Genomic DNA, 6869 nt, shown 5'->3' with positions numbered 1-6869 from the left:
CAGCGTGTGCATGCCGGGGGGAATTGCGTGGGTGGCGGGGGTGGGCATGGGTTTGCTCCAGGGACAAGGGCGCCGGCCGGGATCTCCGGACGGGCAGGGTGTTTGGCCGGAAAGGCCGGTGACGCGGGCCCCGTTCGGGCCGGCGGGTGTCGGTCAGCTTCCGATCATGGACGTGAAGCCGCCCCAGCACATGCGCTTGGGATCGAAGATGCCTCCGCATTCCATGTTGGCCAGACGCGGATCGCTCATGGCCAGCGCGTTGATGCGGTCGCGCTCGGCCTTGCTGGCGAACAGGATCCAGGCGAACACCACGGTTTCGTCGGGACCCGCGCCGGCGGCCTTGGTGAAGGAGGCGAAGGCTTCGTTGTCCAGTTCGTCGCCGCGGCATTCGCGGTAGTCCAGCGCGCCGTGTTCCAGCCACACGGTGCGCGCCAGTCCGGCCATTTTCTTGTACGCCTGCAGCTCGGCCGTTGCCACGCTCAGCAGGTAACCGTCTATGTACTTTTCCATCGATGACTCCATTGCAGGGTGTTGTTCTACGCGGCGCGACGCCCGCGCGCCGCTGATTCCGCCGTCCGGACATCGAGCCGGTGAGAAACACTTTATCGGGATCCGCGCGCGCTTCCGATAGGCGATTGCGACAATCTTGCGGGTGGATTGCGACAGGCTTCCGGCGTATTCTTTGCCGGGTAAAAACGGGTGTGCCGGATACCGCGCGGCGCGCAGCGGACGCCGCGCGCCGCCGCCAGAAAACAGGACGATTCCGCCATGAAAAACGTCGCTTTCCTGCTGCCCACGGGCGCGAACATCGCTTCCCTGGAGACCGCCAGGCAGGGCTTCCTGGTGGCCAACGAATACCTGGCGGCGCAAGGACGTCCGCCCGGATTCAGCGTGCGCACGCTGGCCGTCACGCGCGAGGTCCGGCTCGATGACGGCCGCATCACGGTCCAGGCCGATGCCGTGCTGGACGAGGCCGGCGCTGTTGACATCTGCATTGCGCCGCCCCTGCTGGGTTCGGTGTCGGACGTGGTGCTGAACAACCGCGCGCTGATCGAATGGCTGGCGCGCCACCACCGGGGCGGCGGCGAGGTCGCCAGCCTGTGCATGGGCGCGGCGCTGCTGGCGGCGGGCGGCCTGCTCGACGGGCAGGAGGCAGTGGTGCACTGGGCCGCGCAAGGCATGTACGCGCAGCTGTTTCCCGAGGTGCAGTGGGTCAGCGACCGCGTGGTCATGGCCGGCGAGGGCATCTATACCAGCGGCGGGGCTTTTTCGGCCGCGCACCTGGTGCTGCACCTGATCGAGCGCTACGCCGACCGCGACACCGCCATCTGGTGCGCCAAGTATTTCCAGCTGGACTGGAGCCGGCAGAGCCAGCTGCCCTTCGCCGTGTTCATGGGGCAGAAGGCGCATGCCGACCAGGCGGTGCGCGCGGTGCAGGAATACATCGAGGGCCGCTATACCGAGAAGATCACGGTCGAGGCGCTGGCCGACCGCCACGCGATGGGGCGGCGCACGCTGGAGCGGCGCTTCCGCCAGGCCACCGGCAACAGCATCGTCGAGTACGTGCAGCGGGTGCGCGTCGAGGCGGCCAAGAAGCGGCTGGAAAACTCGCGCAAGAGCGTGTCCGAGGTCATGTACGAGGTCGGCTACAACGACACCAAGGCGTTCCGCGACATCTTCAGCAAGTACTGCGGCATGTCGCCGGTGGGCTACCGGGAACGCTACCAGTAGCGTCGCCGCGCAGGCGGCGGCCGGCCTACACAAGGCATACATAATCCGCACAGTTTTTCACATTGCGGCGGGTCGGGCTTTCTACAATTTCCGCGCTACCCGCGGGTTGCGCGCGTCCGCCTGCAGGCGGATCGCGTCCGCGTCGAACTCTCGGAGAACCGCTTGGATCCCTTCCTTGTATCGGCCCACGGCCGGCCGGCGCCGGTGGCGCGCGCCGGCATGCGCGTGCGCGCGCGCCTGGGCGGCGCGTCGTTGTGCGTGGTCCTGGCCTGCGCCGGCGGCGGCGCGGCGGCCGCGCCCGGCAAGGTGCTTGAATCGCAGCAGCGCTACGCGCCCACGGCCGCGCAGCTGGCGCTGGTGGAGCAGTATCGCGGCGCGCCGCTGGAGGACTTTTCCGAAGCGGTGTTCGATGCCGGCAAGACCGACATGCCGTACCGGCTGCTGGCGCCGGCCCGGCCGGTGGCTGGCGAGCGCTACCCGCTGGTGGTGTTCTTTCACAGCTCCGGCGGCATCGGCGACGACAACCTCAAGCCCATGACGGCCTTCACGCGCCTGTGGGCCGCGCCCGATGTGCGACGCAGCTTTCCGGCCTATGTGGTGGTGCCGCAGACGCGCGACCGCAGCGCCAACTACATCAATGACACGCATGGTCTGCGCATATCCCAGCCGGGGGCGCCGCTGGCCGACGTGCTGGCGCTGGTGGATGAGCTGATGCGCCGCCATCCGATCGACCCGGCCCGCGTCTACGCGTTGGGCTTTTCGATGGGCGCGTCCGCCGCGATGGACGCCGCCGTGGCACGGCCCGGCCTGTTCGCCGCGATGGTCGCGCTGTCGGGCGTGCCGCCCGAGCGCAGCCTGGCGCGTTCCGTGGCGCATGTGCCGACCTTGCTGATCCACGGCGACTACGATCAGGAGAATGCCTATGTCGGCGCCCAGGTCTGGGCCGAGGAACTGGCCGCCGCCGGCGGTCGGCCCCGGTTCATCACCTATGTCGGCATGGACCATCGCGTGCCGCCGCAGCTGTTCACCGACGGCGCCTGGCGCCAATGGCTGTTCGAGCAGCGCAAGCCGCGCTAGCGCGCCGTTGTGGACCCGCCCGGCCATGGGACAATACGGCATTCTCTTCGGCCCCGGTGATCCACGATTCCCATGTCCAAGCCACTCATGTCGTTGCTGGTCGGTTTTTCTTCTCCCATGCATGGCGAGGTCAATGGTCCGGCCGTGCCTCCGCCCGACGTCGCGTCCGCCGGCGGCGCGCCCGGCCGGGCGGCGCAGGCATGAGCGGCTACGCACCCATCCGCGACCAATTCCTTCGTTTCGGCGACCTGCGCCCGCAAGGCGCGGGCGAGTGGCGCGGCCCGTTTCCGCTGCCGCCGGCGCTGGCCGAGTTCTACGCCGAAGTCGGGCCGCTGGGCCCCGTGGTCTATGAGCATGTCGGCCCGGTGGGCGTGACCATTCCCGGCACGGCCCTGGGTTTCGCGCCGCTGGCCAAGCTGTGGGTCCGGCAGGCCGGTTATCGCTGGGACGGCAACAGCGGCGAGCGTCTGACGGACTGGCCCGAGGACTGGCTCGTCATCGCCGACCAGCACGCCGATCCGCTGATCCTGGAAATGTCCACCGGCCGCGTCCTGTACGCGCTGCATGGCGCGGGCCGCTGGGATGCGCAATGGCTGGCGCCCGACCTGCGCACGCTGGCCGCCGTGCTGGCGGCCGTGGGCGGTGTTCATGAAGACGCCGGCGACGATCTGTGCGACGACGAGGGCGAGCTGCGCCCCAGGCACCGCGAGGCCGCCGTCCGCGCCGCCGCCGCCGTGCTGGGCGGCGACGAGGCCGCCCGCGCTTTCTTCGATCTGCTGGAATGGTGAGCCCGGCCGCCATCAGCTTGAGGCTATGGCGGCATCAGCAGTCCGAATGGCGCGGCCGCGCCGTCTCTCTAGAATAGCGATCCAGGCGCGCAGGACACGGCGGACGCAAGCCGGCGCGGCGCGCCACGGGGAGAGGGACTCATGGATGGCTGGTGGCTGGTCGCGCTGGGCGCGGCCGTGGCGGGATTCGTGCAGGGTTTGTCGGGCTTCGCGTTCGGCATGGTGTCGATGTCGTTCTGGGCCTGGGCGCTGGATCCGCGCCTGGCGGCCGCGCTGGCCGTGTTCGGCTCGCTGACCGGCCAGCTGCTGGCGGTGTTCTCGGTGCGGCGCGGTTTCGACTGGAAAATGCTGTGGCCCTTCGTGGCCGGCGGGCTGGCCGGCGTGCCGCTGGGCGTGCAGCTGCTGCCCATGCTGGACATGACCTGGTTCAAGGCGGTGCTGGGCGCCATCCTGGCGATCTGGTGTCCGACCATGCTGTTCGCCGCGCGCCTGCCGCGCATCAAGGGCAGCCGGGTCGGCGACTGCGCGGCCGGACTGGTGGGCGGCGTGATGGGAGGCATCGGCGGCTTCACCGGCGTGGTGCCCACGCTCTGGTGCACGCTGTGCGGCTTCGACAAGCACGCGCAGCGCGCCGTCATCCAGAACTTCAATCTGTCGATGCTGGCGGTGACCATGCTGACCTATCTGGGCACGGGCATGATCACGCGCGACATGCTGCCGATGTTCGCGGTGGTCGCGCCCGCCATGCTGGTGCCCACGCTGCTGGGCACGCGCCTGTACATGGGGATCTCGGAGCTGGCGTTCCGCCGCATCGTGCTGGGCCTGCTGACCTGTTCGGGCGTGACCCTGCTGATTTCGGCCGTGCCGCAGTTGCTGGCGCGCTAGCGCGGGGCCATTGCGGCCCCGCGCGGCATCGCTAGTCGGCGGTCGACAGCAGCGCGACGATCTCGCGCAGCTCGGCCGCATCCTCCAGGCGGCGCAGGCGGCGGATCAGCGCCTCGGCCCGGTCCGGCGGCACGGGAGGTTGGGCCGAGGCGCAGCAGGCGCGGAACTTGGCGTCTTGCGCGGCTTCGTCCAGCGGCAGCGCCGGGCTGCCCGGAAACTCGGGCATGTCCAGCGCCAGGCAGCGGCCGTCCCGCAGATGCAGTTCCACGCGCTGCGGGCACATGGCGTTGGGATCGGGATTGCCGTCGTCCAGCACCTCGATGCGGGCGGCCAGCTCCAGCCGGCGCGGATCGGCCAGTGCGTCCGGATCGAAATCCTGGATGCCCACCTGGCCATGCAGGATGGCCGTGGCGACGGTGTAGCCCATGCACAGTCGGGCGGTGGCCGAGTCCATGCCGGGCCGGGCGGGCCGGCCGACCAGGCGCACGATCAGCGACGACGCGTACACCTTCATGCCGGCGATGTCCCCGGGCCGCAGCGCGTGTTCGCGCATCAGCCGCAGCGCGGCGCCGATGCCGCTGTGCGTGGCGCGTCCGGTGGGGTAGGGCTTGTGGCTCATGCGCGCGATCTGGAAGACGCGGCCGACGTCGCCGGCGACTTCGTCCCAGCGCGCCTGGCCGGCGTCGTAGAGCGCGAAATAGCCGAACGGCCCCTCCAGGATGTCGCGCGGGCCGGGAAAACCGGCGCGCGCCAGCTCGAAGGCCGTGACCGCGGCGCGCGCGTTCAGACCGACCTGCAGGCCGACGGCGGGCGAGCCTTCGATGTGCGCCTGCATGGTGCCGGACAGATGGCTGTAGGCCAGGCCGAGGGCGTCGCGCGTGGCGGCCTCGTCCAGGCCGGCGAGCTTGCACAGGGTGGCGGTGGCGCCCAGCCCGCCGCACATGGCTGGCCGGAAGAAGCGCATCGGCGCGCGCTGTGCCAGCGCCACGTGGATGGCGAAGTCCAGCCCTGCGGCCACGGCGGTGATCAGGCGCCTGCCGTCCACGCCGCCCTCGCGCTCGGCATAGCCCAGCGCGGCGGGCGCGATGCAGGCGAAGGCGTGCACCACGGCGCGGTCATGGATCGCGTCGAATTCCTGGTTGAAGACCTGGTAGGCGTTGAGCATGACCGCGCTGGCCAGCGGCAGCCGTTCGCCGCTGGCCCAGACCGTGGCCTCGGCGCCCTGGCCCAGCGCGGCGGCGGCGTGCTTGAGCGCCGCCATGCGCGGGTGGCGCGAGCCCGACAGCCCGACGCCGATGGCGTCCAGCAGGAAGGTCCGGGCGGCGGCGACAGCCTCGGCCGGCAGGTCCTCGTAGCGCAGGCGCTGCAGGTGCGCGACCAGCGCGTCGATGGCGCTGGCGGCTGGCTGGGACGGCTCCGCGTCGCGCGCGGCGGTGGTCTGCGCGCCGCTCATGCCTGGTCTCCCGGCGCGCCGCGCAGCGGCGGCGAGCACTGGCCGGCATACCACGCGTACAGTTCGGCGCCGGTGACGAAGCGGGTCATGGAATGGCGCTGGAGCCGGTCCAGCATGGCCTCGAAATCGGGGTAGCGATGCGGCACGCCCATCAGGTGCGGATGCAGTCCCAGCGTCAGCACGCGCGGCATGCCGGACGCGGCGGCCTCGCGCGCGTAGACGTTGAGCGTGTGATCCAGCCGGCGGCCGAACTCGCCGGTGGCGTGCTTTTCCACGGCATGGATCACGGAATCGTTCAGCTCCAGCGCATAGGGCAGGGCCAGCAGCGGGCGCGGGGCGGCGCGCATCCAGTTGGGCAGGTCGTCCAGGCACCAGTCGAACACATAGTCCACGCCAGCCTGCGCCAGCAGGTCGGGCGTTTCGCTGGTTTCACGCAGGCCGGGCGAGAGCCAGCCGCGCGGGCGCGCGCCGCTGAAGCGCTCGATCCGGTCCAGCGCGGCGGCGATGGCCTCGGCCTGCCCGACGCCGCCGTCCTGCGACAGCGCGCGCTGGTGGATGCCGTGGCCGATGAATTCCCAGCCGGCCTGCAGCAGCGCGTCGGCGGCCGCCGGATAGGCGTCGATGACCGAGGCGTTCAGGCTGGCCGAGGCCGGCAGGCCTCGGCCAGCGATGGCGTCGATCATGCGGGGCAGGCCGCAGCGCAGGCCGTATTCGGCCCAGCTGAAATTGGGCACGTCGGGCACGTTGCCGATGCCGTGCGGCGGGGTGAGGATGGTGCGCGGCATGGGCTGGTCGAACGGCCAGTGTTCCACGTTGACGACCAGGTGGACCAGGATGGGGCGTCCGTCCAGGCCGGCCAGCGGCGGGCGCTGGCGCGGCATCAGGAAGGGAATGCGGGGATTGTTCATGATGTCTGTCGGCAAGTCCGGACGGCG

The 6869-nt window shown here is 70.7% G+C and carries 8 protein-coding genes; 5 read left to right on the top strand and 3 right to left on the bottom strand.

The genetic code is table 11. The annotated features are described in order from the left end of the window. Positions 1-153: 153 nt before the first annotated feature. Positions 154-510: a DUF1428 domain-containing protein gene (locus AC6LJ5_RS23455; RefSeq protein ID WP_103273735.1), complete on the bottom strand. Its 357-nt coding sequence runs from the start codon at positions 508-510 to the stop codon at positions 154-156. A 258-nt stretch (positions 511-768) separates the two neighbouring features. On the opposite strand from AC6LJ5_RS23455, the gene AC6LJ5_RS23450 reads away from it, so the two are divergent. The 5 genes from AC6LJ5_RS23450 (at position 769) to AC6LJ5_RS23430 (ending at position 4481) form a co-directional block, all read left to right on the top strand. Beyond that, a complete protein-coding gene (locus tag AC6LJ5_RS23450) occupies positions 769-1731 on the top strand; it encodes a GlxA family transcriptional regulator (RefSeq protein WP_103273736.1) in 963 nt (320 codons plus the stop codon). A gap of 162 nt (positions 1732-1893) precedes the next feature. Next, positions 1894-2808, top strand: coding sequence for a carboxylesterase family protein (locus AC6LJ5_RS23445; RefSeq protein WP_498141759.1), 915 nt, complete (start codon positions 1894-1896; stop codon positions 2806-2808). A 72-nt stretch (positions 2809-2880) separates the two neighbouring features. After that, positions 2881-3012 (top strand): hypothetical protein, encoded by a 132-nt coding sequence (locus tag AC6LJ5_RS23440; protein ID WP_498141758.1) that lies wholly within the window; start codon positions 2881-2883, stop codon positions 3010-3012. After that, positions 3009-3596: a hypothetical protein gene (locus tag AC6LJ5_RS23435; protein ID WP_392409020.1), complete on the top strand. Its 588-nt coding sequence runs from the start codon at positions 3009-3011 to the stop codon at positions 3594-3596. Before AC6LJ5_RS23440 ends, AC6LJ5_RS23435 begins: the two co-directional genes overlap by 4 nt. A gap of 141 nt (positions 3597-3737) precedes the next feature. After that, positions 3738-4481, top strand: coding sequence for a sulfite exporter TauE/SafE family protein (locus AC6LJ5_RS23430; protein ID WP_103273738.1), 744 nt, complete (start codon positions 3738-3740; stop codon positions 4479-4481). Positions 4482-4512: 31 nt separating this feature from the next. Here the strand turns inward: AC6LJ5_RS23430 and AC6LJ5_RS23425 are convergent, their stop codons facing one another. Further along, the gene (locus AC6LJ5_RS23425; RefSeq protein ID WP_498141757.1) at positions 4513-5934 is read right to left on the bottom strand and encodes an MmgE/PrpD family protein; all 1422 of its coding nucleotides are present in this window, start codon (positions 5932-5934) and stop codon (positions 4513-4515) included. Continuing rightward, complete coding sequence (locus AC6LJ5_RS23420; RefSeq protein WP_392409016.1) at positions 5931-6842, bottom strand: polysaccharide deacetylase family protein; 912 nt, start codon at positions 6840-6842, stop codon at positions 5931-5933. Before AC6LJ5_RS23420 ends, AC6LJ5_RS23425 begins: the two co-directional genes overlap by 4 nt. Positions 6843-6869: the final 27 nt, after the last annotated feature.

Source organism: Achromobacter sp. 1011791174 (assembly GCF_059760925.1).
This window is presented reverse-complemented; position numbering and strand designations above follow the sequence as displayed.

Excerpts from the sequence above, each read along its gene's own strand:
- AC6LJ5_RS23455 (WP_103273735.1), bottom strand. The coding sequence starts at position 510 with ATGGAAAAGTACATAGACGGTTACCTGCTGAGCGTGGCAACGGCCGAG.
- AC6LJ5_RS23450 (WP_103273736.1), top strand. The coding sequence starts at position 769 with ATGAAAAACGTCGCTTTCCTGCTGCCCACGGGCGCGAACATCGCTTCC.
- AC6LJ5_RS23440 (WP_498141758.1), top strand. The coding sequence starts at position 2,881 with ATGTCCAAGCCACTCATGTCGTTGCTGGTCGGTTTTTCTTCTCCCATG.
- AC6LJ5_RS23435 (WP_392409020.1), top strand. The coding sequence starts at position 3,009 with ATGAGCGGCTACGCACCCATCCGCGACCAATTCCTTCGTTTCGGCGAC.
- AC6LJ5_RS23430 (WP_103273738.1), top strand. The coding sequence starts at position 3,738 with ATGGATGGCTGGTGGCTGGTCGCGCTGGGCGCGGCCGTGGCGGGATTC.
- AC6LJ5_RS23425 (WP_498141757.1), bottom strand. The coding sequence starts at position 5,934 with ATGAGCGGCGCGCAGACCACCGCCGCGCGCGACGCGGAGCCGTCCCAG.
- AC6LJ5_RS23420 (WP_392409016.1), bottom strand. The coding sequence starts at position 6,842 with ATGAACAATCCCCGCATTCCCTTCCTGATGCCGCGCCAGCGCCCGCCG.